We start from the raw sequence: 23,929 nt of genomic DNA, 5'->3' as shown, positions 1-23,929 counted from the left end.
GTCCGCCGGGGTCACTCGCTGCGGGCGGCGGGCAGATGCGGCAGCCGCTCCGCCGCCACCACCCCTTCGAGATAGCCGCGGGCCCGCTCGGTGCGGGGGTACGCCTCCAGCAGCCGCCAGAAGTCCGGGCCATGACCCGGCACCAGCAGATGTGCCAGTTCATGCAGCAGCACATAGTCCACCACGTACTCCGGCATGCCCTGGAGCCGGTGGGAGAGCCGGATGCTGCCCTCGGCCGGGGTGCAGGAGCCCCAGCGGGTGTTCTGGTTGGTGACCCAGCGCACCGTGTCCGGCCGCGCCCGGCCGCCCAGATACTGCTCCGAGAGCCGGGCGGCGTGGTCGGCCAGCTCGGCGTCGCCCAGCATCCGCTTGCTCTCCTGCGCCGCCAGCCGCTCCAGCATCACCTTCACCCAACGCCGCTCCTCGGCGTCCGACATCCGGGCCGGGATCAGGACGATGGTGCGGTCACCCTCGCGGTAGGCGGAGACCGTTCTGCGGCGGCGCGCGCTCCGGCGGACCTCGACCGCGCCGCTCTCCGCGCCCTTGGCGGGCGGGTGCGAGGCACTGCGCGGTGGTCTTGCGGCACTGTGCAGGGGGTCGACGGGCACGCCCCGACGTTACCCGCTGGCAGCGGGTGAAGTCCCGCCGCCCGCCGGGTTGGCGAAGAAAGGGGACCCTCGCCAGCGTTTGTACGACGAATACCAGGTGCCTGTGGATAACTCGGCACGGCAATCGCGGCGGTAGCGCATGCTGAAGACCACCGAACGGCACTCGCCCAACACCTGGGCAGAACCGCTCACTTGAGGGGGAACCATGCTGAACACCGCCGTATGCGAGCGCACTCCGTCGTCCGCTCCGTCGTCCGCTCCGTCGTCCGCTCCGTCATCCACTCCTTCGTCCGCCCCGCCGTCCGCCCCGCCGTCCTCCGACAGGCTGCCGGATGCCATGCATCCGCTGATCAAGCCCGCGCTGCGCCGCGCCTGGCGGAGCCGGGACACCGTGCAGTTCGGGATGACCCGGGCGCATGCGGTGGTGGTCTCCCCGGTGGACACCGCGACCGGGGCCTTTCTCTCCCTGCTGGACGGCACCCGGGGGCTACCGCTGCTGCGCGAGCAGGCCGCGGCCATGGGGCTCGCGGAGGACCGGGCCGATACCGTGGTGAGGCGGCTGGCCGCGGCCGGTCTCCTGGACGATCCGCTGGCCGGCCGGGAGGCCGCCGCCCCGCGTGCCATGGGCGCGGCCGCCGACCGGCTGCGGCCGGACCGGTCCTCGCTGGCCCTGCTGCACCCCGAGCCGGGCGCGGCCGCGGGGCTGCTGGCCGCCCGCAGGCGGGCCCGGGTGCAGGTGCGGGGCGCCGGCCGGGTGGGGGCGATGGTCGCGGCGCTGCTCTCCGCCTCCGGAGTGGGCCGGGTGGATGTGCTGGACGGGGGCTGTGTGGAGCCCTGGGACGCGGCCCCCGGCGGGCTGGATCCGGACCAGACCGGAGAGCGGCGGGATGCCGCAGCGCGCCGGGTGGTGCGGCGGACCGCCTCCCAGCCACCGCCCCGGGCCCGGGCCGTCGGCGGCGGGGCGCCACCCGAACCTCCGCTGGCGCTCCAGCTGTTGACGCCCCGGGACGGCCTGTCGGTCTGGGCGCCGGACCCGGCCGGAGCCCGGGAGCTGCTGGCCGCCGGTATCCCGCATCTGTACGCGGGGGTGGTGGAGGCGACCGGGGTGGTGGGCCCGCTGGTGCTGCCCGGCCGGTCGGCCTGTGCGGGCTGTCTGGAGCTGGCGGAGGCGGACCGGGACGCCGCCTGGCCCCGGATGCTCGCCCAGTGGAGGTCCGGCCGGCGCCCGGGGGTACCGTCTTGCGACATGGCACTGGCCACGGTGGTGGCGGGGCTGACCGCGTCGTGGGCGCTGGCGTTCCTCGACGGTGGGTCCCGGGCGAACGCGGGGTCGCGTCTGGAGCTGGCGTTGCCGGGTCCGGGCTGGTCCTCGCGTCCCATCGCACCCCATCCGCGGTGCCCCTGCGGTGCGGCGGGATCCGGCGATCCGGATTTTCCCTCGGCCGCCGGAGCGCCGCGCGGGAGAATGCACGGGTAACCGCCGTCAGCGGCGTGGCTGTTCAGCGAGTTGGAGGGGCGCATGTCTGATCTACCGCGCAAGGCGGTCGCTCGTACCGCCAAGTTGGCCGCGCTGCCACTGGGGTTCGCCGGACGCACCGCACTGGGGCTCGGCAAACGTATCGGCGGGCGGCCGGCGGAGATGATCGCCGCGGAGTTGCAGCAGCGCACCGCCGAGCAGCTCTTCGCCACCCTGGGCCAGCTCAAGGGCGGGGCGATGAAGCTGGGTCAGGCCCTGTCGGTCTTTGAGTCGGCGCTCCCGGAGCAAGTGGCGGGCCCCTACCGGGCGGCGCTGACCAAGCTTCAGGAGGCGGCCCCGCCGATGCCGGTGAAGTCGGTGCACGCGGCGCTGGCCGAGCGGCTGGGCCCCGACTGGCCTGATCTGTTCCAGGAGTTCGAGGACAAGCCGGCCGCGGCGGCGTCCATCGGGCAGGTGCACCGGGCCGTCTGGCGGGACGGGCGGCAGGTCGCGGTGAAGGTGCAGTACCCGGGGGCGGGCGAGGCGCTGCTGTCCGATCTCACCCAACTGGGCCGGTTCGCCAAGCTGCTGGGGCCGCTGGTGCCGGGGATGGACATCAAGCCGCTGATCTCCGAGCTGCGCGACCGGGTGTCGGAGGAGCTGGACTATGAGCTGGAGGCGCGGGCCCAGCGGGAGCATGCCCGGGAGTTCGCCGGGGATCCGGATGTGACAGTGCCCGAGGTGGTGCACCAGAGCGATCAGGTGCTGGTGACCGAGTGGCTGGAGGGCACGCCGCTGTCCGAGGTGATAGCCAAGGGCAGCCAGGAGCAGCGGGACCGGGCGGGGCAGTTGCTGGCGCGCTTCCTCTTCTCGGGCGCGGCACGTACCGGGCTGCTGCACGCCGATCCGCATCCGGGCAACTTCCGGCTGCTGACCGGTGACTCCCCCGACGGCCCGCCGGAGAGATGGCGGTTGGGGGTGCTGGACTTCGGCACCGTGGACCGGCTGCCGCAGGGGCTGCCGCCGGAGATCGGCACCGCGCTGCGGCTGGCGCTGGACGGCGAGGCGGAGGAGGTGCTCCAACTGCTGTGTGCGGAGGGCTTCGTCAAGCCGGGGACAGAGCTGGATCCGGGCGCGGTGCTGGACTATCTGCTGCCGATCATCGAGCCGGCGCGGACTGCGGAGTTCACCTTCAGCCGGGACTGGATGCGGGCCCAGGCGGCGCGGATCGCCGATCCCCGGTCCCCCGCCTATCAGTTGGCCCGTCAGCTCAACCTGCCGCCCTCGTATTTGCTGATCCACCGGGTGACCACCAGCACCATCGGGGTGCTGTGCCAGCTCGGCGCGACGGTGCGGCTGCGGGATGAGATGGAGGCGTGGGTTCCGGGGTTCGCGGCGGGCAGTCTCAGCCAGGAGGCTCCCGCCTGAGCGGGCGGGGCCCGGGTCCCGCGGGCCCTACCACCAGGAGGAGTCGAGCCGGCCTTCGATCGCTCTGAGGTTGGCCCGGGCGCAGTCGTCGCAGAAGTAGCGGCGGCTGCCGTTCTCCATGGAGCAGGTCCAGGTGGGCGGTGTGCCGCCGGCGGCGGTGATGCCGCATCGGGCACACACGGTTTTCCCGGTGGCCTCAGGGTCCAACTGCGCTGGGTCAGGCGTCTTCTGGTCCACCCGGAGACGATATCCCCGTGGGCGGCCCGGCCGGCGGACAACGCACCCGAACACCGGGGGGCCGGTCCGTTCGGACCGGCCCACCGCAGGTGTGGCCTCAGTGCATCACGGCCATGGCCAGGGCCCGGCGGGCGCGCAGCGAGGCGCGCTCGGCCCGGCGCTGCATCCGCCGGGCGGTGACCAGGCGCCAGGCCAGGCGCTCGCTTTCGGCCTCGCGCAGCCGGTCGTGCATTTGGGCACGGGCCAGGACTTCTGGGATCAGTTGCATTTCAAGGTTCCTGTTCTGGCGCGAGGCGGTCGCGCCGGAGGCGTCTCGGGCGAAGGAGTCGGAGCCAAAGGGCTCGGAGATCGGGCGCTGCATGGTCGGATCCTGCTTCTTGGGGTCGTGCGTCAGGGGGCGGTCGATGGTGCCGAGGGTGTTCATGCGACGACCGCGTTCTTGCGCGGGCGGCCGCGGGGTCGCTTGCGGGCCACCACCACGCCCTGGACGAAGAGTTCGCCACCCCAGACGCCCCAGGGCTCCCGGCGGTCCTTGGCGCCGGCCAGGCAGGCTTCCTTCAACGGGCAGGCCTGGCAGAGGGACTTGGCGTACTCCACGTCCGCCGGGGACTCGGCGAAGAAGACCTCGGGGTCGTTGCTGCGGCAGGGAACGGCCACGCCCAGGTTCTCGATCGCGTCGTCGAGGTCGGTCAGGGCGGTGAGGGAAGTCAAGTTGTCCTCCGTGGGGACGGGCGGGGGGATCAAGTCGGTGGCTGACGGGGTGTGCGTCCTGAGTTGCACGGTTTCTTTTCCTCGTCTGTCGTTCCGGCTGGTGGCCGGGCTGGCGTCCCCGGCTTGGGGACAAACAAAAGGGCCGCGGATCCCGGTGTGGGTTCCGCGGCCCTGGAAGGTGCCGACCTGATCACGCGATCAGGCTGGATCTCTCCAGGGTTCGAGCCCACGGAAGGCCCACTGCGAGTGGTGCTGGTACTGCCGCTTCAGGGATCCGGCGCCTTCGGTCTTCGGCGCGAGGGCGCTCGCCGGGGCGAGTGCCGCTTCGGCTGCCGCTGCCACTACCGCAGACGCCTTGGTCGGTCGCTCATTGACCAGGGACGGGACGACGGCGGACATACCGGTGCCGTTGACCGAAACGGAAACGGGACGGATGGCGGCGCCGAGCGGAAGCATGGCGAAGACCGGGCGATCGGTCATTTTGTTCGGAATGATGAAGCTGATCACTGGTCTCGCCTCCTCTCGGCGTCTCGGGGACGGACCGGAGTCCGTCGGATTCGGTTGAGTACAGCACGGAACCAACGGCTCCCGGAAGAACCGTGTGTTCCCGTGTTCGGAAGGCTATGGGTACGCCGTCCGACCGCGCAAACTATTTTTCGGGAGACTTCTCCGGCTCTCCTCCGGCGCACAGTGCGAGCAGGTCGGCGCCGTACTGGGCGAGCTTGCGTCTCCTCATACCGGGGATGCCCGCCAGCTCGCTTTCGGTTCCCGGAACCGCCTCGGCGATGGCCAGCAGGGTCTTGTCGGTGAAGACGCAGAAGTCCGGCTGGCCCAGCAGACGGGCCTGTTCACCGCGCCACTGCACCAGCCGTTCATAGAGCCCCTCGTCCAGCTCGAAGGGGCAGTCCGCGCAGCGCAGCAGCTTGATCTCGCCGGCCTCGGTCAGGGTGCGGCCGCAGACCCGGCACCGGGCGGGCGTCCGCCGCACCCGGCCGGCCGGCCGGCCGCGTTCGATTCCGCCGGCCACCGGCTCCCAGATGTCCGCCGTTCCGGGGCGGGGCGCCTTGGAGCCTGGCCGCAGGCCGGCCAGGAACCGGCTGGGCCGGCGGGAGGGCCGGCCGCCCGGGGAGCGGGACAGCGCCCAGGAGAGGGTCAGATGGCGCCGGGCCCGGGTCACCCCGACATAGAGCAGCCGGCGCTCCTCCTCGATCTGCTCATCGGTCTTGGCGTAGGTGATCGGCAGCATGCCCTCGGTGAGGCCGGCCAGGAAGACGGCGTCCCATTCCAGGCCCTTGGCCGCGTGCAGTGAGGCGAGAGTCACACCCTCCACGGTGGGTGCGTGCTGGGCGGCGGCCCGCTCGGTGAGCTCGGCCGAGAAGTCGGCCAGGCCGGCGTCCGGCCGGGCCCGGCCGAAGTCCTCGGCCAGCCGGACCAGTGCGGCCAGGGATTCCCAGCGGTCGCGCACCGCGCCCGAGCCGGCCGGGGGTTCGGGCGTCCAGCCCCGGCTGGAGAGCACCGCGCTCACCTGCGAGGCCAGCTCCCCGGCGTTGTTCAGCCGGGGGTCCAGGGCGCCGCCCGCCGCATGGGCGGCGCCGCGCAGCAGCAGCTGGGCCTCGCGCACCTCGGGCCGTTCGAAGAACCGCTCGGCCCCGCGCAGCTGGTAGGGCACCCCGGCGTCGGCCAGCGCCTGCTCATACACCTCGGACTGGGCGTTGATGCGGTAGAGCACCGCGATCTCGCTGGCGGGGGTGCCGGAGTCCAGCAGCCGGCGGATCCGCCGGGCGATGCCCTCCGCCTCGGAGGGCTCGTCGGCGAACTCGGCGTACTCCGGCTCCGGCCCGTTCTCCCGCTGGGAGACCAGCTCCAGCCGGTGCTCGGCGGCCCGGCCGGTGGCCTGGGCGAGCAGCCCGTTGGCCAGCCGCACCACCTGGGGCGTGGAGCGGTAGTCGCGGATGAGTCTGACCACCGTGGCATGGGGGTGGCGGACCCGGAAGTTCAGCAGGTGATCCGGGGTGGCGCCGGTGAAGGAGTAGATGGTCTGGCTGGCGTCACCGACCACACACAAGCTGTCCCGGTCCCCCAGCCACAGCTCCAGCAGGCGCTGCTGGAGGGGGCTGACGTCCTGGTACTCGTCCACCACAAAGTGCTGGTACTGGCGGCGAACGGTCTCGGCGATGTCCTGCCGGTCCTGGAGCACGGCCACCGTGAGCAGCAGCACATCCTCGAAGTCGATCACCGAGCGGTCGCGCTTGAGCTGTTCATAGGTGGCGTAGATCCGGGCGATCTCGGCCGGGTCGCGGGGGGCCTGGCGGCCGAGCTTGGCGGCGGCGGCCGGATAGTCCTCGGGGACGGTCTGGGTGACCTTGGCCCATTCGATCTCGCCGGTGACATCGCGCAGCTCGGTGCGGTCCAGGCGGAGCCGGCAGCGGGCGGCGGCCTCGGTGACCAGCTGGGCCTTGCGCTCCAGCAGCCGGGGCAGCTCGCCGCCGACCGCCTTGGGCCAGAAGTACTGCAGCTGGCGCAGGGCCGCCGAGTGGAAGGTGCGGGCCTGGACGCCGGTGACGCCCAGCTGCCGCAGCCGGCCGCGCATCTCGCCGGCCGCCCGGTTGGTGAAGGTGACGGCCAGCACACTGGCCGGCTGGAGCACTCCGCAGCGCACGCCATAGGCGATCCGGTGGGTGATCGCCCGGGTCTTGCCGGTGCCGGCGCCGGCCAGTACGCACACCGGTCCGTGCAGGGAGGTCGCCACCTCGCGCTGCTCGGGGTCCAGCCCGTCGAGCACCGCGTCCGGGGTCTCCGGCACGGCGGGGAAGAGGGTGGAGTGCGTCGCTGATGTCACCCCGCCATGCTGCCAGGTTCGCGGAGCGGGCCGGGACCGTCGTCCACAGCCGGCCCCGGCCGGTCATACGAATACCGGGGTACCGGCGGAACCGGGGGCGTGCCGGCCGGGGAATGGCCAAAGCCGGTCGCGCGTTCAACCACCGGAGCACCACCCACCCCCGACCGCAAAGGAGCCTCGATGTCCGCCGTGACGATGTACAGCACCACCTGGTGCGGCTACTGCCGACGCCTGAAGAGCCAGATGGACCGCGAGGGAATCGCGTACAACGAGGTGAACATCGAGCACGACGCCGAGTCGGCGGCCTTTGTGGAGAAGGCCAACGGGGGCAACCAGACCGTCCCGACCGTGCTGTTCGCGGACGGCTCGACGCTCACCAACCCCTCGCTGGCCCAGGTCAAGGCCAAGATCGGCATCTGACCCGGGCCGGGGGCGCAAGCCCTCAGGACGGCAGGGACTCGCCGTACCAGAGCTCGATCAGCCGGGCCGCGATGGAGATTCCGGTGGGAGGCAGTACCTCTCCGGACTCGAAAGCGGCCCGCAGCTCTTCTCTGGAGAACCAGCGGGCCTCATGGATCTCCTCGCCGTCCACCTGTATGTCGGAGGACAGCGCCTGGGCGCGGAAGCCCAGCATCAGGCTGGAGGGGAACGGCCAGGGCTGGCTGGCGATGTACTCCACCGCCCCGACCAGCACCCCGGCCTCCTCGGCGACCTCCCGCCGCACCGCCTGCTCAATGGACTCCCCCGGCTCCACAAAGCCGGCCAGGGTGGAGAAGCGGCCCTCCGGCCAGTGCATCTGGCGGCCCAGCAGCGCCCGGTCCTTCTCGTCCGTGACCAGCATGATCACGGCCGGGTCGGTGCGCGGGTAGTGCTCGGCGCCACAGGCCGGGCAGCGGCGGATGTGCCCGGCCGCGGCGATCACCGTGCGCTCCCCGCAGCGCGAGCAGAACCGGTGCAGGCGCTGCCAGTTCTCCAGGGCCACCGCGTGCACCAGCAGCCCGGCGTCCCGCGGGGAGAGCAGCAGCCCGGCCTCGCGCAGCCCGGCGGGGCGCGCCGACTGGTCGATCCGGCCCGGCAGCGCGTCCTTCTGGAGCGCGAAGTAGGCCACCCCGTCCTCGTCCTGGCCCAGGAAGTAGCGATGGGTCTCGGTGGGCGGGGCCTCGAAGGCGGGGGTCATCACCAGTTCGGTGCGGCCGTCGGGGGTGTCGTCGATCAGCGCCTGACCGCCGGAGACCACAAAGACCCGGGTGGAGGGGTGGCTCCAGGCCGCGGAGAGCCAGGCCTCGTCGAGGCGGTGATGCGCGGCGCGGTCGATGCCGCTCGCGCCGCTTAGCTTGATCGGCCGGTCGGCGGCCGGCTCGGTCCAGGTGGTCACGGCTGCTTCCAACTCCCCCTGCGAATGGTGGTGTTACATGGCGGGTACGGCCGGCCGGCTAGCCGGCGAGCTCGTCCCACAGATAGGCGGCGGTCTCCACGCCCTTCATCAGAAGGCCGAGTTCCACCTTCTCGTTGGGCGCGTGCCAGCCGTCCGAGGGCACCGAGATGCCCAGGAACAGCACGGGAACGCCCAGTACGTCCTGCAGATCGGCGGCCGGTCCGGAGCCGCCCTCCCGGGTGAAGCGCACCGGCCGCTCGAAGGCGCGCTCCATCGACCGTACGACAGCCCGCAGCGCCGGGTCGTCCAGCGGGGTCAGACAGGGACGGGTGGCGCCCCAGAAGGTGATCTCGTGCCGGATGCCCTCGGGCAGCCGGCCGGCCACCCAGCGGCGCAGCGCCTGCTGGATGCCCTCCGCGTCCTGGCCCGCCACCAGCCGGAAGGAGAGCTTCAGCTGGGCCTTGGCGGGGACGATGGTCTTGCTGCCCGGCCCCTGGTAGCCGCCGGAGATCCCATTGACCTCGGCGGTGGGCCGGGCCCAGACGCGCTCCAGGGTGGTGAAGCCGGACTCGCCCAGGGTGCCGTGCGAGTGGGCGGTGCGCTGCCAGCTCTTCTCGTCGAAGGGCAGCTCGGCGAAGAGTTCGCGCTCGCGGTCGGTCAGCTCCACGATGCCGTCGTAGAAGCCGGGGACGGCCACCCTGCGGTCCTCGTCGTGCAGGGCGGCGGCCAGCCGGGCGGCCTCGGTGGCCGGGTTGGGCACCGCGCCGCCGAAGGAACCGGAGTGGATGTCCTGGTCAGGGCCGTAGAGGTCGATCTGGCAGTCGATCAGGCCGCGCATCCCGGTGCAGACGGTGGGAGTGTCCTCGGACCACATCCCGGTGTCGGAGACGATCACCGCGTCACAGGCCAGCCGGTCGGCGTGCTCCCGGATCAGGGCCGGGAAGTTCGGCGAGCCGATCTCCTCCTCGCCCTCCACGATCAGCTTGAGGTTGACGGCGGGGGCGCTGCGGCCGGTGGCCGCCAGGTGGGCCCGCAGGCCCAGGGTGTGGAAGAACACCTGCCCCTTGTCGTCGGCGGCGCCCCGGGCGTACAGCCGGCCGTCCTTGATCACCGGCTCGAAGGGCTCGGTGTGCCAGCCGTCCTCCCGGGCGGCGGGCTGGACGTCATGGTGCCCGTAGACCAGCACGGTCGGCGCGCCCTCCGTGCCGGCGGGCCACTCGGCGAAGACCGCCGGGCCGCCGGACGTCTCCCAGACCTCCACGGTGGGAAAGCCGGTCTCGCGGAGCTTGGCCGCCAGCCAGTCGGCGCTGCGCCGTACCTCGCCCGCGCGGCCGGGGTCGGCCGAGACGGACGGGATGCGCAGCCACTCGGCGAGGTCGTCGAGGAAGGCGGCACGGTGCGTGGCGATATAGCTGCGGACGGCGCTGTCCGGGGTCGGGCTCATGCCGTCGAGCCTATCCGGACACCGGCGGTAACCGGGACCGGTGTTTCCCGCCTGACCACAGCCGTGAGCCACCTCACCCATCCCCCTCCAGCAGGATCCGCTCCAGCCCGGCCCGGTCGGGCAGGCCCTCGGGGCGGACCACCTCGCCGTCGCGTACATAGACGAACGCCGCGCCGACCGCGGACAGCGGCAGCCGGTGCCGCTCGGCCCAGGCCAGCCGGTAGACGGCCAGCTGGAGCGGGTCGGCCATGGGGGCACCTCCCGGGCCCTCCAGGCCCCGGGGGAGGCGTCGGTGGGTTTTCCAGTCAACGATCTCGAAGGTGCCGGGCCGCTCGCCCGGGTAGACCGCGTCGATCCGGCCGCGGATCACCCGGCCCGCCAGGGCCAGCTGGAAGGGGACCTCCACCCGGTGCGGGGCGCGATGGGCGTAGGGGGTGCGCTCGAACGCCTCCTTGAGCGCGGCCAGATCGCGCTCGTCGGCGATCTCCGGCTCGTCCTCGGCGCCGCCGGGCAGCTCGTCCGGGCCCAGCAGCGGCAGCGGCAGGGCCTCGAACCGGGACTCCACCCAGGCGTGGAACCGGGTGCCGCGCCGCGCCGCGGGCTGCGGCGGCCGCGGCATGGGCCGGGCCAGCTCCTGGGCGAAGCCGTCCGGGTCGGCCGCCAGCCGGGTGAGCTCGGTGGCGGTCAGCGAGGCCGGGACCAGCACCTCACGCACCGTTGCCCGGGCCCGGCGCAGCTCACCGGTGAGCGAGCGCAGATCCCGGTCCCAGGAGGCGATCAGCCGCGCCTCCTCGGGAGTGAGTGTCTCCTCGGGGGTGGGCGTCTCCTCATGACTGAGCGCCTCCTCGGGAGTGAGCGCTGACTCATGGGCGAGCGCCGCCTCGTGAGTGAGCGCCGCCTCGCCCTGCTGCCGGGGAGCCGGCAGCGGAGCCCGGCCCGGGTCACCGTCCGGACGGACACTGGACAGCGCGTCCCAGTCCATGGACTCGGGGAACCCGTCCTCGTCCATGGGCTCGGGGAACTCGTCCTCCTCCGGCGGTGGCCAGTCCGGGTCGTGGGCGTGGGCCCAAGCGGGCTCGGCGGCCTTGTCCGGTACGGCGGCGTGCTCCGGGTCGGGCGCGGGGTCCGACGACCGGCCCGCCCCGGAGGGCAACTCGCCGTCCCCGCTCGCGAGTTGGCGCTCCAGGCGGGCTCGTACCTCCGCCGCGGCCGCCCGGCGCAGCCGCAGCGCCGTTTCGTCCAGCGGCAGCGGCCAGGCCAGGTCGGCCTGCTGGGTGGCGGTCAGGGAGGGGTTCTCGGCGCCCTCCTCGGGCGGATCGGCCCAGGCTTCGATCTCGCCATGGCCGGCCTCGCAGTGCTCGCGCAGCGCGTGCAGAAAGGCGGACGGGCCGCGGGGGCGCTTCTGTTCCGGGCCCCACCAGTGGGCGGAGGCCAGCAGCAGGGAGCGGGGGCGGGTGAAGGTGACATAGCCCAGGCGGAGTTCCTCGATGCGCTGGTGTTCCTTCATGGCGGCCTTGAAGGCGGCCAGCCCCTTGGCGTCGAAGGAGGCCACCTCCGGCAGGGTGCCGGCGTCGCCGCGCAGGGCGTGCGGCAGCACCCTGGCCTGGGCCGTCCACAGGTCGCGGGACTGCTCGCTGGGGAAGGCGCGGGCGGTCAGGCCGGGAACGGCGACCACATCCCACTCCAGACCCTTGGACTTATGGGCGGTGAGCACCTTGACGGTGTCCTCGCCGCCGGGCAGCGCGTTGTCCAGCCCCTTCTCGTACTGGGCGGCGGTGCGCAGAAAGCCCAGGAAGGCGGCCAGCCCGGCCTCGCCGTCCAGCCCGGCGAAGGAGGCGGCGATGTCCAGGAACTGGGCGAGGGTCTCCCGGCGGCGGGCGGCCAGGGCCTGCGGGGAGGCGGAGAGCTCGACCTCCAGGCCGGTGGTGGCCAGCACCCGGTGCAGCAGGTCCATCAGCGGATCGGCCAGGCAGCGCCGCAGATCGCGCAGTTCGGCGGCGAGGCGGGCGAAGCGCACCCGGGCCTCGGCGGAGAAGGGCAGGCCGTCGTCGGCGTCCTCGCCGGTCAGAAAGGTGTCCAGGGCATCGGCCAGGGAGATGGTCTCGGCCGGGTCCCGGCCCTCCACCGCCTCGGCCAGCCGCCGCTCCGGGTCGGTGCCCGCGCTGCCGTACGGCACCAGGGTGCGCGCCCGGCGGCCCAGCAGTGCCAGGTCGCGCGGGCCGATCCGCCAGCGCGGGCCGGTCAGCAGCCGGACCAGTGCCGCGTTGGCGGTGGGGTCCTGCAGCACCTCGCAGACGGCCACCAGGTCGGCAATCTCCGGCAGATGCAGCAGCCCGGACAGGCCGACCACCTCGACCGGGATGTCCCGGGCGGTCAACTCCCCCTGGATCCGGGCGAAGTCGGTGGCGGTACGGCACAGCACCGCGATGGCGCCGGGCCGGGTGCCGGTGCGCACCAGGTGGGCGAGGGAGTCGGCCAGCCAGCTCAACTCCTCGGCGTGGGTGGGCAGCAGGGCGCAGCGCACCAGGCCGTCGTGCTCGGCGCCGGGGGCCGGGCGCAGCGCCGCCACGCCCTCATGGCGCTCGCGCAGCTCGGCGGCCAGGCCGTTGGCCAGGCGCAGCAGCCGGCCGCCGCTGCGGCGGTTCTCGCTGAGCGACTGGCGGCGGGCGGGGCTGCCGTCGGCGTGCGGGAAGTGCCGGGGGAAGTCGTCCAGGTTGGCCACCGAGGCGCCGCGCCAGCCGTAGATGGCCTGGCAGGGGTCGCCGACCGCGGTGACCGGATGGCCGCTGCCGCCGCCGAACAGGTGGGCCAGCAGCAGGCGTTGGGCCACCGAGGTGTCCTGGTACTCGTCCAGCAGCACCACCTGGAACTCCTCGCGCAGCAGCCGCCCCACCTCCGGCCGGGTGCGGGCCAGTTCGGCGCAGCGGGCGATCTGGTCGCCGAAGTCCAGCAGGCCGCGCCGCCGTTTCTCGGCCCGGTAGGCACTGACCAGGCCCAGCAGTTCCAGCCGGGCCCGGGCCGTCTCGGGCACCTTGCGCAGATCGGCGTTGGAGAGCTTGGCACCTTCCAGCCGGGCCAGCAGCTCGGTGTCATGGGCGCGCAGCTCGTCCAACTCCACCAGGTGCTCGGCGAGTTCGCCGTCCAGGGCGAGCAGGTCGGCGACCAGGTCGCCGAAGGGGCGGGTGAGCGCGGGGTACGGGCCGGGGGCGGTACGCAGCACCCGGGCGGCGAGCTGGTAGCGGGTGGCGTCGGCGAGCAGCCGGACGTCCGGCTCCAGGCCGATGCGCAGGCCGTGGTCCTTCAGCAGCCGCCCGGCGAAGGCATGGTAGGTGGAGATCTGCGGCTCGCCGGTGGCGCCGTCATCCGGCTGCCCGGTGTGGACGCCGGCCTGGGCCAGCGCCTTGCGCACCCGCTCGGCCAGCTCGCCGGCCGCCTTGTTGGTGAAGGTGAGCCCCAGCACCCGCTCGGGGGCGACCTGCCCGGTGCCCACCAGCCAGACCACCCGGGCGGCCATCACCGTGGTCTTGCCCGACCCGGCCCCGGCCACGATGACCTGCGGGGCGGGCGGCGCGGTGATGCAGGCCGTCTGCTCCGGGGTGAAGGGGATGCCCAGCAGCTCCTTGAGCTGCTCGGGGTCGGTCAGGCGCGGGTTCACGGGACAAGACGCTAACCGGACCCACTGACAACGCCCTATTCGATCACCTGGCGGCCCTCGGGCCGGGCCGAGCAGGAGGTGCGGAAGGAGCAGTTGCCGCAGTGTGCGCCGGGGCGCGGGGCGAAGCGTTCCTCCAGGACGCGCCCGGCCGCCTCGGCGAGCAGCCCGCCGATCCAGTCGCCGTCCGGTGCCTCGCCGGGCGGCCGCTGGCCCTGCACCTTGGGCAGGGCGTCCCCGCCGTCCTTCCTGGCTGCGCCCTGCCGCAGATGCACCAGCTCGGCGCCGCCCACCGGGGGCCGTACCCCGCCGAAGGCCTCGTCCAGCGCGCCCTCCTCGACGGCGAGCTGGTAGACGGCCAGCTGGGGGTGGTGGGCCACCTCGTCGGCGGTGGGGGCGGTGCGGCCGGTCTTGAAGTCCACCACATAGGCGCGGCCCCCGGCGTCCCGTTCCACCCGGTCCATGGAGCCGCGCACCCGGATGCGGTGCTCGCCCGCCCGGAGGGTGACCTCGAAGCCGTGCTCGGTGGCCACCGGGGTACGGCCGCGTTCCAGGACGTGCCAGCGCAGGAAGCGTTCCAGGGCGGCGCGGGCGTTCTCCTTCTCCTGCCGGGACTTGAAGGGGGCGTCGAAGGCCAGCGCGTCCCAGACCGTATCCAGGCGCTCCATCAGTACGGACAGATCGGCGGGGGTACGGCCGGAGGCCACCTCGTCGGCCAGGACATGCACCACATTGCCGAAGCCCTGGGCGGCGGTGGCGGGGGCGTCCGCCTTCACCTCGCGGCCCAGGAACCACTGGAGCGAGCAGGTGTTGGCCAGCTGGCCGAGGGCGGAGCCGGACAGGGCCAGCGGCTGCCCGGCGTCACGCAGCGGGGCGGGGCTGTGGGTGGGTTCGTACAGGCCCCACCAGCGGTCCGGGTGGGCGGCGGGCACCAGCGGCCGGCCCTCCTCGTCGCACAGCGCGGCCAGCCGCGCCAGCCGTTCGGCGGCGGCGGCGCGCAGCACGGCGGAGGCGGTGGGGTCCACGGTGGTGGCGCGCAGCTCCGCGACCAGGGCCGAGACGGCCAGCGGGCGGCGCGGGCGCTGGGTTATGTCGGCGGGCTGGACGCCGAGTTCGGCGAGGAAGCGGGAGGGCTGGTCGCCGTCCTCGGCGGCGGCCTTGACGGCGGTGACCACCAGGCGGTCCCGGGCGCGGGTGGCGGCGACATAGAACAGCCGGCGTTCCTCGGCCAGCAGGGCGGCCTGGCTGAGCGGTTCGGTGATGCCGTCGCGGCCTATCCGGTCCGCTTCCAGCAGCGATCCGCGGCGGCGCAGGTCGGGCCAGAGGCCCTCCTGGACACCGGCCACCACCACCAGCCGCCACTCCAGACCCTTGGCGCGGTGCGCGGTCATCAGCCGGACGGCGTCCGGGCGCACCGCGCGGCGGGTGAGGGTGTCGGCGGCGATGTCCTGGGCGTCCAGTTCGTCCAGGAAGTTCAGGGCGCCGGGGCCTCCGGTGTGCTCCTCGGCGCGGGCGGCGGTCTCGAAGAGGGCGCAGACCGCGTCCAGGTCGCGGTCGGCGTTACGGCCCGCCGCGCCGCCGCGGTGGGCGGAGCGCCGCAGGCGGTCGGGCCAGGGGGTGCCGTCCCAGAGCGCCCAGAGGGCGTCCTCCACGGTGCGCCCCCGGACGAGCAGCTCGTGCGCCGTGCGCAGCAGCGCGCCCAGGCGCTGGGCGCCTCTGGCGTACGAGCTGTGGTGCGCGATCAGGCGTTCGGGCTCGGCGAGTGCTTCGGCGATCAGGGTGTCGGAGGGGCGGGGTACGGCCTCGCCCGCCGCCCGTTCCTCCTCGCGCAGCGCCCGGCCCAGGCGGCGCAGATCGGCGCCGTCCATGCCGCCCAGCGGCGAGGTCAGCAGGTCGAGGGCGACCTCGGGAGTCAGCCGCAGGCGCGGCCGGGGGGCGTCGCTGCTGACCGCGCTGCGGGGTGCGTTGTTGTCGTCCGGCTGCTGTCCGCCCGCCGGTCCGGTCCGTCCGGCGACCGCCGACTCCGCCACCACCCGCAGCGCGGTCAGCAGCGGCGCCACCGCCGGCTCATGCCGCAGCGGCATATCGTCGCCGTCCACCTCCACCGGCACTCCCGCCGAGGTCAGCGCGCGCCGCATGGACGGCAGCGAGCGGGCACCGGCCCGGACCAGTACCGCCATGGCGCCCCAGGGGACGCCGTCCTCCAGATGGGCGCGGCGCAGCAGGTCGGCGATGTTCTCGGTTTCGGCGCCGGGGGTCGGGTAGGTGTACGCCTCCACCCGGCCGCCCGGCCGGACGGCGGTCAGCTCACGGTGGGCGCGGACGGCCGCGGCCGGCAGCCGGGTGAGCGGCATCCGGTGGGTGAGCAGCCGGGTGGCGGCCAGCAGGGCGGCGCCGGAGCGGCGGGCGGTGGTGAGCACCGCGACCGGGGCGGGGCTGCCGTCGGTACGCGGGAAGGCGTGCGGGAAGTCCAGGATGCCGCCCACATCGGCGCCCCGGAAGGCGTAGATGGACTGGTCGGGGTCGCCGAAGGCGACCAGGGTACGGCCGTTTCCGGCCAGCGCCCTCAGCAGCCGGGCCTGGGCCGCGTCGGTGTCCTGGTACTCGTCCACGAACACCGCGTCATAGGAGCGGGCCAGCTCCGCGGCCACCTCCGGCCGCTCGGCCAGCAGCACCGCGCGGTGCACCAGCTCCGCGTAGTCGATCACCCCGCGCATATCGAGCACATCCAGGTACTCGGCCAGGAAGGCGGCGGCCGCCGCCCAGTCGGTCCGGCCGTTGCGGGCGGCGAAGGCGCCCAGCGCCCCGGGGTCCAGGCCCAGTTCCCGGCTGCGGGCCAGCACCGCGCGCACCTCGTCGGCGAAGCCCCGGGTGGTCAGGCAGGCGCGCAGCTCCTCGGGCCAGCGCACCCGCACCCGCCCCTCGCGCTCCAACTCCGCCTGCCCGGCGAGCAGTTCACGGACGGCGACGTCCTGCTCCGGACCGGAGAGCAGCCGCAGCGGGTCGGCGAAGAGACCGGTGTCCCGGTGGGCCCGCAGCAGGCCATAGCAATAGGAGTGGAAGGTGGTGGCCTGCGGGCCTTGCGCGCCCCCCAGTCGCGCCGCCATCCGGTCGCGCAATTCCACGGCGGCCCTGCGGCTGAAGGTCAGCACCAGCACCCGCTCCGGGTCGGTCCCCCGGCGGACGCGCTCCACCACCGCCTCCACCAGGGTGGTGGTCTTGCCGGTGCCCGGCCCGGCCAGCACCAGCAGCGGCCCCTGCCGGTGCTCAACCACGGAACGCTGGGCAGCGTCCAGGTCAGGAGGGGCCGCCCGCTCCGGCCTGGTACGGACCAGCCGGTAGCCACCCTGGGCGGTGGCCGCAGCGAGGGAACCAGCGAGGGAAAGGGTCGAGCTCACGATGGATTGCCGGTCCTGATGGGGTCGCGGGGAGGGGTGTTGCGGTCGATGCGGGAGTCGGTCGGGGGGACACCCGACGCTACGCCACCGGGCGCCCGGGGCGCAGCGCGTCCCGGGCGTCACCCCACCCGTACTTCCGCCTCATCCCTTCGGGTGTCGCCGCTTGCCCGCGCCCGCGCGGGTGGCGGGATTCACACCCGAACCGGTGCGCGGGGCGGGGCGGGAGCCGCAACCGGAACCGGGGCGGCACCCGGCACCCGAACCGGCCCCGCACCCGGCACCCGAACCGGAACCCGCACCGCCGCCAAGGCGCCCGGAACCCGCACCACCCCCGCACCCGCCGCCGTCCCAAGCCCGCCGGGCCCGCTACCCCGCACCGGAGCCCCCGTCGTCCGGCGACCCGTCCCACCGTGCCCGCGCCATGGCCAGCCGGGGCCCGGCGGGACCCTCGCGCAAGGGCGTGCCCTCCACCCGGTAGTGCTCCAGGGCGCGCGCCTCATGGCCGGGCAGCAGTGCCCCGTCCGCCCGGACCACCCGCCACCAGGGCACCGCCGCCCCGTAGAGCGCCATCACCCGGCCCACCTGGCGCGGCCCTCCTTCACCCAGCCACTCGGCGACATCGCCATAGGTCATCACCCGGCCCGGCGGGATCTCCTCGGCAACGGCCAGCACCCGTTCCGCGTATTCCGGCAGCGCGTCCATTCCGCCCATCCTGCCGCAGCCCCCGGACACCCGGCCCGCCCGCACCCGGAGCCCGGAATTCCACAAGATCACCCAGAGTGCGCACCGGCACTACAGGGCGTACGATCCTTTGGCCGCGCCCCTGAAGTGCACCCTGCTACCCCCGCGCCCGGCCGGGCCATGCCACCATCTTCCGGGCGGTGACGGTGATACGAGAACGAGAAGACCAAGAAGGGTCGGACGAACCAAAGGGCGCGCAGCCTCCCCAGGAGGAGCCCCGCGCTCCCCGAGGGCTGCCCGGCGATGGAGGAACGGGGGCACACGGCTCGTACCCCCGCGACAACGAGGACGGCGAGTTCCACATCGACAAGGTCTCCGGCGACGAGCCGCTGCTTCCGGCCCGCGTCCACCGCCCCGCCGACCTGGTGCGCCTCTTCCTGGGCATCCTGGGCATCGCCCTGGTGCTGGCCCTGGCGGCGTTCGCGCACCAGACCACCACCGGCCTGGCGCAGGACATCCATGAGAGCGCCGGCCACGCCCCCCAGCTGCTGGCCAACCTCGCCGGACTCACCGCCAATGTGGCGATCTTCATCGTCCCGGTCGCCTTCGCCGTGGAGCGGCTGATCAAACGGGACGGGCTGCGGGTCGCCGACGGAGTGCTGGCCGCGGTGCTGGCGCACGGCGTCTCGCTGGCCACCGACCTCTGGGTGGCCAAGGCCGCCCCGGAGTCCATCCACCAGGCGCTGATCCGCATCACCCCGGGCGGCGGCGTCACCGACCCGGTGCACGGCTACCTCTCCCCGGTGATCGCCTATATGACGGCGGTGGGCATGTCCCGCCGTCCCCGCTGGCGGATCGCCATGTGGGCGGTGCTGCTGCTGGACGCCTTCGCCGTCCTGGTCAACGGCTACACCACCCCCTTCTCCATTGTGATCACGGTCCTGATCGGCTGGACCGTCGCCTATGGCACCCTCTACGCCGTCGGCTCCCCCAATGTCCGCCCCACCGGCCAGCATCTGCTGGCCGGGCTGCGCCGGGTGGGCTTCAAGCCGGTCACCGCGCTGCGCACCGAGGACCCCGCCGAGCATGTCCACAACGACCGGGGCCGCCGCTATCTGGTCACCCTGGAGGACGGCCCGCCGCTGGATGTCACCGTGGTGGACCGCGAGCAGCAGGCCCAGGGCTTCTTCTACCGCCTCTGGCAGCGCCTGGCGCTGCGCGGCATCACCCAGCGCCGCAGCCTGCAGTCGCTGCGCCAGGCCCTGGAGCAGGAGGCGCTGCTGGCCTATGCCGCCATCGCCGCGGGCGCCAACGCCCCCAAGCTGATCGCCACCTCCGAGCTGGGCCCGGACGCGGTGATGCTGGTCTATGAGCACATCCCCGGCCGCACCCTGGACACCATCCCGGACGAGGAGCTCACCGACGAGCTGATGGCCAGCGCCTGGCGCCAGGTGCAGGTCCTTCAGTCGCGCCGGATCGCCCACCGCCGGCTGGACGGGGACGCCCTGCTGGTGGATCGTTCCGGCAATGTGGTCCTCACCGACCTGCGCGGCGGCGAGATCGCGGCCGGTGATCTGGTGCTGCGGATGGACGTGGCCCAGCTGCTGGTCACCCTGGCGCTGCGGGTGGGCCCGGAGCGCGCGGTGAACACCGCGGTGAGCGTGCTGGGCCCGGACGCCGTGGCCGACAGCCTGCCACTGCTCCAGCCGCTGGCCCTGACCCGGATCAGCCGGGCCGCGCTGCGCCGGCTGGCCCGGGAGCGCGCCGAGCGGGAACGCGAGACGGTACTGGCCAACGCCCGTGCGGCCAAGGAGGCCAAGGAGGCGGCGCGGGCCCCGGAAACCGACCGCAAGTCCCTCAAGGCGGCCGAGAAGGCCGAGCGCCAGGCCGAGAAGAAGGCCATGGACGAGGCCCTGGAGGAGGCCCGCGAGGAGGACCTGCTGGTCAGGATCCGCCAGCAGGTGCTGCTGATCCGCCCGCAGGCCCCGATAGAGCCGGTGCGGCTGGAGCGGGTCAGGCCCCGCACCCTGATCAGCTTTGTGGCCGGTGCCTTCGCCGCCTACTTCCTGCTCACCCAGCTCACCCATATCCAGTTCGGCAAGCTGGTGGACCAGGCCGACTGGGTCTGGGTGGCGGTGGCGGTGGCCTTCCAGGCGCTGACCTACCTCGCCGCCGCGATGGCCCTGCTGGGCTTTGTCCCGGAGAAGGTGACCCTCGGCCGGACCGTACTGGCCCAGGTGGCGGGCTCCTTCGTCAAGGTGGTCGCCCCCGCCGCGGTGGGCGGTGTCGCCCTCAACACCCGCTTTCTGCAACGGGCGGGCGTACGGCCCGGGCTGGCGGTCGCCAGTGTGGGCGCCTCCCAGCTCTTCGGTCTGGCCTGCCACATCATGCTGCTGCTGTCCTTCGGCTATGTCACCGGCACCGAACGCAGCTCCTCGCTGGGCCCCTCCCGCACCGTGATCGGCGGCCTGCTCACCGCGGCGGTGCTGGTGCTGGTGGTGGCGGCCATCCCGGTGCTGCGCAAGTTTGTCTCCACCCGGGTGCGTTCACTGTTCGCCGGGGTGGTGCCGCGCATGCTGGACGTCCTCCAGCGCCCCCAGAAGCTGCTCTCCGGCATCGGCGGCATGCTGCTGCTCACCGGAGCCAATGTGATGTGCCTGGACGCCGCGATCCGCGCCTTCGGCGGCGGGCTGAGCTACGCCAGCACGGCGGTGGTCTTCCTGACCGCCAACGCCCTGGGCTCGGCGGCCCCGACCCCGGGCGGGGTGGGCGCGGTGGAGTTCGCCATGACCGGTGCACTGACCTTCGCCGGGCTGCCCGCCGAACAGGCCGCCCCGGCGGTGCTGTTGTTCCGGCTGATGACGCTCTGGCTGCCGGTGCTGCCCGGCTGGATCTCCTTCACCCATCTCACCCGCAAGGGAGCGATCTAGGATCGCCTTGCAGATGCGAGCTCCACGCCCCTAACGTGCCGCATATGCAGTCCTACACCATCGGCCGGGCGGCCCGGCTGCTCGGCGTCAGCCCCGACACCGTCCGCCGCTGGGCGGACTCCGGACGGATACCAACTGAACGGGACGAGTCGGGCAAACGCACCATCGAGGGCGCCGATCTGGCGACCTTCGCGGCGGCCCTGGCGGCGGACGGCAATGAACAGGAGCCCTACACCTCCGCCCGCAACGCCTTCCCCGGCATCATCACCGCCGTCAAGCTCGGCGATGTCGCCGCCCAGGTGGAGATCCAGGCCGGACCGCACCGACTGGTCTCGCTGCTCACCCGCGAGGCGGTGGAGGAACTCGGGCTGGCCGTGGGGATGGAGGCGGTGGCCCGGGTCAAGGCCACCAATGTGCACATCGACCGCGTCTGATCCGGAGCCCGCTATGCGCCAAAAGTCCGTCTTCGCCGCCCTGCTGGCCACCGCCCTGCTGCTGCCACTGACCGCCTGCTCCTCCTCGTCCTCTTCGTCCTCCTCTTCCTCCTCGGACAAGGGCGAGGGCAGGACCACCCTCACCGTGCTGGCGGCCGCCTCCCTCACCGATGTCTTCAAACAGGCGGGCGCCGCCTATGAGAAGCAACACCCCGGCACCACGGTGAGGTTCTCCTTCGCCGGTTCCCAGGAACTGGCCGCCCAGGTGCGCCAGGGCGCCCCGGCCGACGCGCTGGTCACCGCCGACACCAAGACCATGGACGGCCTGCGGGCGGACACCGGCAAGCCCTCCCTGATCGCCAGGAACCGGCTGGTCATCGCAACCCGCGAGGGCAACCCCCAGCACATCAAGGGCCTTTCCGACCTGACCGCGAGCAGCCTCAAGGTGGTACTGGCCGCACCACAGGTGCCGGTGGGCCGCTACAGCAAGCAGGTGCTGGACCGGCAGCACCTCACCGTGCAGCCGGTCTCCCAGGAGCCCAGTGTCCGCGCCGTATTGAGCAAGGTCTCCCTCGGTGAGGCGGACGCCGGCATCGTCTATGTCACAGACGCGGCGGCGGCCAAGGGCAAGGTCACCACCGTGGACATCCCGGACGCCCAGAACGCGGTGGCCTCCTACCCGGCCGCCACCCTGAAGTCCTCCCGGCACGCCAACGCGGCAGCCGATTTCGTCAAGTGGCTTGCCTCCCCCGACGCCCGGACACTCCTGCGCGCGGCCGGTTTCCAACAGCCGTGAAAAGCAAGCCCGTTGCTCTGACCCTGCCCGCCGGGCTGGCGGTGCTGTTCCTGCTGCTGCCGCTGAGCGGGGTACTGGCGCGTACACCCTGGCGCACCCTGCCCGCCCGGCTGGGCTCGGCCGAGGTGCGCTCGGCACTCACCCTCTCCCTGACGGTATCCGGCTGGGCCCTGTTGCTGAGCCTCTGCCTGGGAGTCCCCCTGGCCTGGCTGCTGGCCCGAACCGACTTTCGGGGCAAGGCACTTGTGCGCTCCCTGGTGATGCTCCCCATGGTGCTGCCGCCCACGGTGGCCGGGGTGGCCCTGCTCCAGGGCTATGGGCGGCGCGGGGTGACGGGCCCCTGGCTGGCCTCCCTCGGTGTGACCCTGCCGTTCTCCACGGCGGGAGCGGTGGTGGCGGCCGCCTTTGTCGCCATGCCCTTCCTGGTGGTCAGCCTGGAGGGGGCACTGGCCGGACTGGACGTCCGCTACGAGGAGGCGGCGGCCTCCCTGGGCGCGGGCCCCTTGCGGGTGTTCGCCACCGTGACGGTGCCGATGGTGGCGCCGGGCCTGGTGGCCGGAGCCGCCCTGTGCTGGGCTCGTGCGCTGGGCGAATTCGGTGCCACCATCACCTTCGCCGGCAATCTCCCCGGGGTCACCCAGACCTTGCCGCTCCAGGTGTATCTGCTGTTGCAGGACGATCCGGCGGGGGCAACGGCGGTTTCCCTGCTGCTGCTGGTGATTGCCTCGGGGGTACTGGTCTCGCTGCGGGGCCGCTGGCTGAACCCGCCCGCCGCCAATGGCGCCCAGCTCCCGCCGGAAACCCCTGCCAAGTCTGCTGACAGCAAGTGGGATCCACCACGCGCCGCAGGCGCGTGCCCCCCAACGGCGCCGCACCCGGCAACGGCGTACCCCCTCCGCGCCACCGTCACCGGCGCCGTCACCGCCACCCTCGACGCCCCCTCCGGCACCACCGTCGCCATCGTCGGCCCCAACGGCGCCGGAAAGAGCACCCTGCTGCGAGCACTGCTCGGCATAACGCCGCGGGCCACCGCAACAACCCTGCGCATAGGAGACGTTGAGATGGGGCTCACCCCGTCCCACCAACGCCATATCGCCTGGGTCCCCCAGAACGGCGCCCTCTTCCCCCACCTGACCGCCCTGGGCAACACCGCCTACGCCCTGCGCGCCCAGGGCATCCCCCGGACCGAGGCGCGCCGCCAGGCCCGGCAATGGCTGGACCGGCTGGGCATCGGCGAACTGGCCCATCGCAGGCCAACAGCGCTCAGCGGCGGCCAGGCCCAACGAGTGGCCCTGGCCCGCGCCCTGGCCGCCGGGCCCCGACTGCTGCTGCTGGACGAGCCCCTGGCGGCCCTGGACCCCACCACCCGGGCCCAGGTCCGGCACACCCTGCGTACCCACCTGGCCGGCTTCCCCGGTGTCTGCCTGCTGGTCACCCATGACCCCGTGGAGGCCGTCTCGCTGGCCGACCACATCCTGGTACTGGAGCACGGCCGCATCGCCCAGTACGACACCCCCGCCGAGCTCAGCCGCCATCCCCGTACCCCCTGGGTGGCCCGCATGCTGGGCCGCAACGCCCTTCCCGGAGAGGCGACTTCACCCCGCACCCTGCTGCTCCCCGACGGGGCCGAGGTCACCGCCGCCGACCCGCTCCCGCCGCACACCACCTCCGCCCTGGCCGTCATACCCCCGGAAGCGGTGACCCTGCACACCACTCCCCCGGAACACACCAGCACCCGCAATATCTGGCCGGGCACCATCCGCGAACTCACCGCCCAGGGCGGCCGGATCCGGGTGCTGATCGACGGCCCCCCGCAGCTCACCGCCGAGATCACCCCCGCCGCGGCCGCCGAACTGGCGCTGGCGGAGGGCGACAAGGTGTGGGCCGGCGTCAAGGCCGCGGAGGTCACGCTGGTAGCGCAGTGACCAGTGGACGTCACG

The 23,929-nt window shown here is 73.4% G+C and carries 18 protein-coding genes; 7 read left to right on the top strand and 11 right to left on the bottom strand.

All coding sequences use genetic code 11. The annotated features are described in order from the left end of the window. Nucleotides 1–11 precede the first annotated feature (11 nt). On the bottom strand, nucleotides 12–608 hold the full coding sequence (locus CV755_RS28640) for a M48 metallopeptidase family protein (protein WP_109283145.1): 597 nt from the start codon (nucleotides 606–608) through the stop codon (nucleotides 12–14). 337 nt (nucleotides 609–945) lie between these two features. Between CV755_RS28640 and CV755_RS28635 the strand changes: the two genes are divergently transcribed. Both CV755_RS28635 and CV755_RS28630 read left to right on the top strand, forming a co-directional pair. Beyond that, a complete protein-coding gene (locus CV755_RS28635; RefSeq protein WP_109283144.1) occupies nucleotides 946–2,085 on the top strand; it encodes a ThiF family adenylyltransferase in 1,140 nt (379 codons plus the stop codon). 42 nt (nucleotides 2,086–2,127) lie between these two features. Then, nucleotides 2,128–3,492: an ABC1 kinase family protein gene (locus CV755_RS28630; protein WP_109283143.1), complete on the top strand. Its 1,365-nt coding sequence runs from the start codon at nucleotides 2,128–2,130 to the stop codon at nucleotides 3,490–3,492. A gap of 27 nt (nucleotides 3,493–3,519) precedes the next feature. On the opposite strand, the gene CV755_RS28625 is transcribed toward CV755_RS28630, so the two are convergent. The 5 genes from CV755_RS28625 to CV755_RS28605 form a co-directional block, all read right to left on the bottom strand. After that, nucleotides 3,520–3,729 (bottom strand): hypothetical protein, encoded by a 210-nt coding sequence (locus tag CV755_RS28625; protein ID WP_109283142.1) that lies wholly within the window; start codon nucleotides 3,727–3,729, stop codon nucleotides 3,520–3,522. A 97-nt stretch (nucleotides 3,730–3,826) separates the two neighbouring features. Continuing rightward, entirely contained in the window at nucleotides 3,827–4,153 is a 327-nt protein-coding gene (locus CV755_RS28620) for a hypothetical protein (RefSeq protein ID WP_109283141.1), read from the bottom strand. Beyond that, complete coding sequence (locus tag CV755_RS28615) at nucleotides 4,150–4,509, bottom strand: WhiB family transcriptional regulator (protein WP_109283140.1); 360 nt, start codon at nucleotides 4,507–4,509, stop codon at nucleotides 4,150–4,152. The genes CV755_RS28620 and CV755_RS28615 overlap by 4 nt, the downstream gene beginning before the upstream one ends. Nucleotides 4,510–4,638: 129 nt before the next feature. Next, complete coding sequence (locus tag CV755_RS28610; RefSeq protein WP_241561429.1) at nucleotides 4,639–4,947, bottom strand: hypothetical protein; 309 nt, start codon at nucleotides 4,945–4,947, stop codon at nucleotides 4,639–4,641. Nucleotides 4,948–5,089: 142 nt separating this feature from the next. Further along, entirely contained in the window at nucleotides 5,090–7,279 is a 2,190-nt protein-coding gene (locus CV755_RS28605) for an ATP-dependent DNA helicase UvrD2 (RefSeq protein ID WP_109283138.1), read from the bottom strand. A gap of 180 nt (nucleotides 7,280–7,459) precedes the next feature. Between CV755_RS28605 and CV755_RS28600 the strand changes: the two genes are divergently transcribed. Continuing rightward, nucleotides 7,460–7,699, top strand: coding sequence for a mycoredoxin (locus CV755_RS28600; protein WP_109283137.1), 240 nt, complete (start codon nucleotides 7,460–7,462; stop codon nucleotides 7,697–7,699). Nucleotides 7,700–7,721: 22 nt separating this feature from the next. Here the strand turns inward: CV755_RS28600 and nudC are convergent, their stop codons facing one another. The 5 genes from nudC to CV755_RS28575 form a co-directional block, all read right to left on the bottom strand. Further along, nucleotides 7,722–8,654 carry an NAD(+) diphosphatase gene (nudC, locus tag CV755_RS28595; RefSeq protein WP_109283136.1) on the bottom strand — a complete coding sequence of 311 codons (933 nt, stop codon included), beginning with the start codon at nucleotides 8,652–8,654 and terminating at the stop codon, nucleotides 7,722–7,724. A gap of 58 nt (nucleotides 8,655–8,712) precedes the next feature. Beyond that, nucleotides 8,713–10,098 (bottom strand): dipeptidase, encoded by a 1,386-nt coding sequence (locus CV755_RS28590; protein WP_109283135.1) that lies wholly within the window; start codon nucleotides 10,096–10,098, stop codon nucleotides 8,713–8,715. Between the two features lie 73 nt (nucleotides 10,099–10,171). Further along, nucleotides 10,172–13,753 (bottom strand): ATP-dependent DNA helicase, encoded by a 3,582-nt coding sequence (locus CV755_RS28585; RefSeq protein ID WP_109283134.1) that lies wholly within the window; start codon nucleotides 13,751–13,753, stop codon nucleotides 10,172–10,174. 35 nt (nucleotides 13,754–13,788) lie between these two features. Next, on the bottom strand, nucleotides 13,789–17,148 hold the full coding sequence (locus CV755_RS28580) for an ATP-dependent helicase (protein WP_241561428.1): 3,360 nt from the start codon (nucleotides 17,146–17,148) through the stop codon (nucleotides 13,789–13,791). 366 nt (nucleotides 17,149–17,514) lie between these two features. Further along, the gene (locus CV755_RS28575; protein WP_109283584.1) at nucleotides 17,515–17,859 is read right to left on the bottom strand and encodes an MGMT family protein; all 345 of its coding nucleotides are present in this window, start codon (nucleotides 17,857–17,859) and stop codon (nucleotides 17,515–17,517) included. Nucleotides 17,860–18,035: 176 nt separating this feature from the next. Between CV755_RS28575 and CV755_RS28570 the strand changes: the two genes are divergently transcribed. The 4 genes from CV755_RS28570 to CV755_RS28555 are packed head-to-tail and all read left to right on the top strand — an operon-like array spanning nucleotide 18,036 to nucleotide 23,914. Beyond that, nucleotides 18,036–20,759 carry a lysylphosphatidylglycerol synthase domain-containing protein gene (locus CV755_RS28570; protein ID WP_109283133.1) on the top strand — a complete coding sequence of 908 codons (2,724 nt, stop codon included), beginning with the start codon at nucleotides 18,036–18,038 and terminating at the stop codon, nucleotides 20,757–20,759. A 44-nt stretch (nucleotides 20,760–20,803) separates the two neighbouring features. After that, entirely contained in the window at nucleotides 20,804–21,193 is a 390-nt protein-coding gene (locus tag CV755_RS28565; protein ID WP_109283582.1) for a TOBE domain-containing protein, read from the top strand. Between the two features lie 13 nt (nucleotides 21,194–21,206). Continuing rightward, nucleotides 21,207–21,989, top strand: a complete 783-nt coding sequence (gene modA, locus CV755_RS28560; RefSeq protein WP_109283132.1) for a molybdate ABC transporter substrate-binding protein — start codon at nucleotides 21,207–21,209, stop codon at nucleotides 21,987–21,989. Continuing rightward, nucleotides 21,986–23,914 carry an ABC transporter permease gene (locus CV755_RS28555; RefSeq protein WP_109283131.1) on the top strand — a complete coding sequence of 643 codons (1,929 nt, stop codon included), beginning with the start codon at nucleotides 21,986–21,988 and terminating at the stop codon, nucleotides 23,912–23,914. The genes modA and CV755_RS28555 overlap by 4 nt, the downstream gene beginning before the upstream one ends. Nucleotides 23,915–23,929 lie beyond the last annotated feature (15 nt).

It is taken from the genome of Streptomyces orinoci (assembly GCF_003121295.1).
Lineage (GTDB): Bacteria > Actinomycetota > Actinomycetes > Streptomycetales > Streptomycetaceae > Streptomyces > Streptomyces orinoci.
Note: the sequence above shows the minus strand (reverse complement) of the source record. Positions and strands in the feature narration are given on the sequence as shown.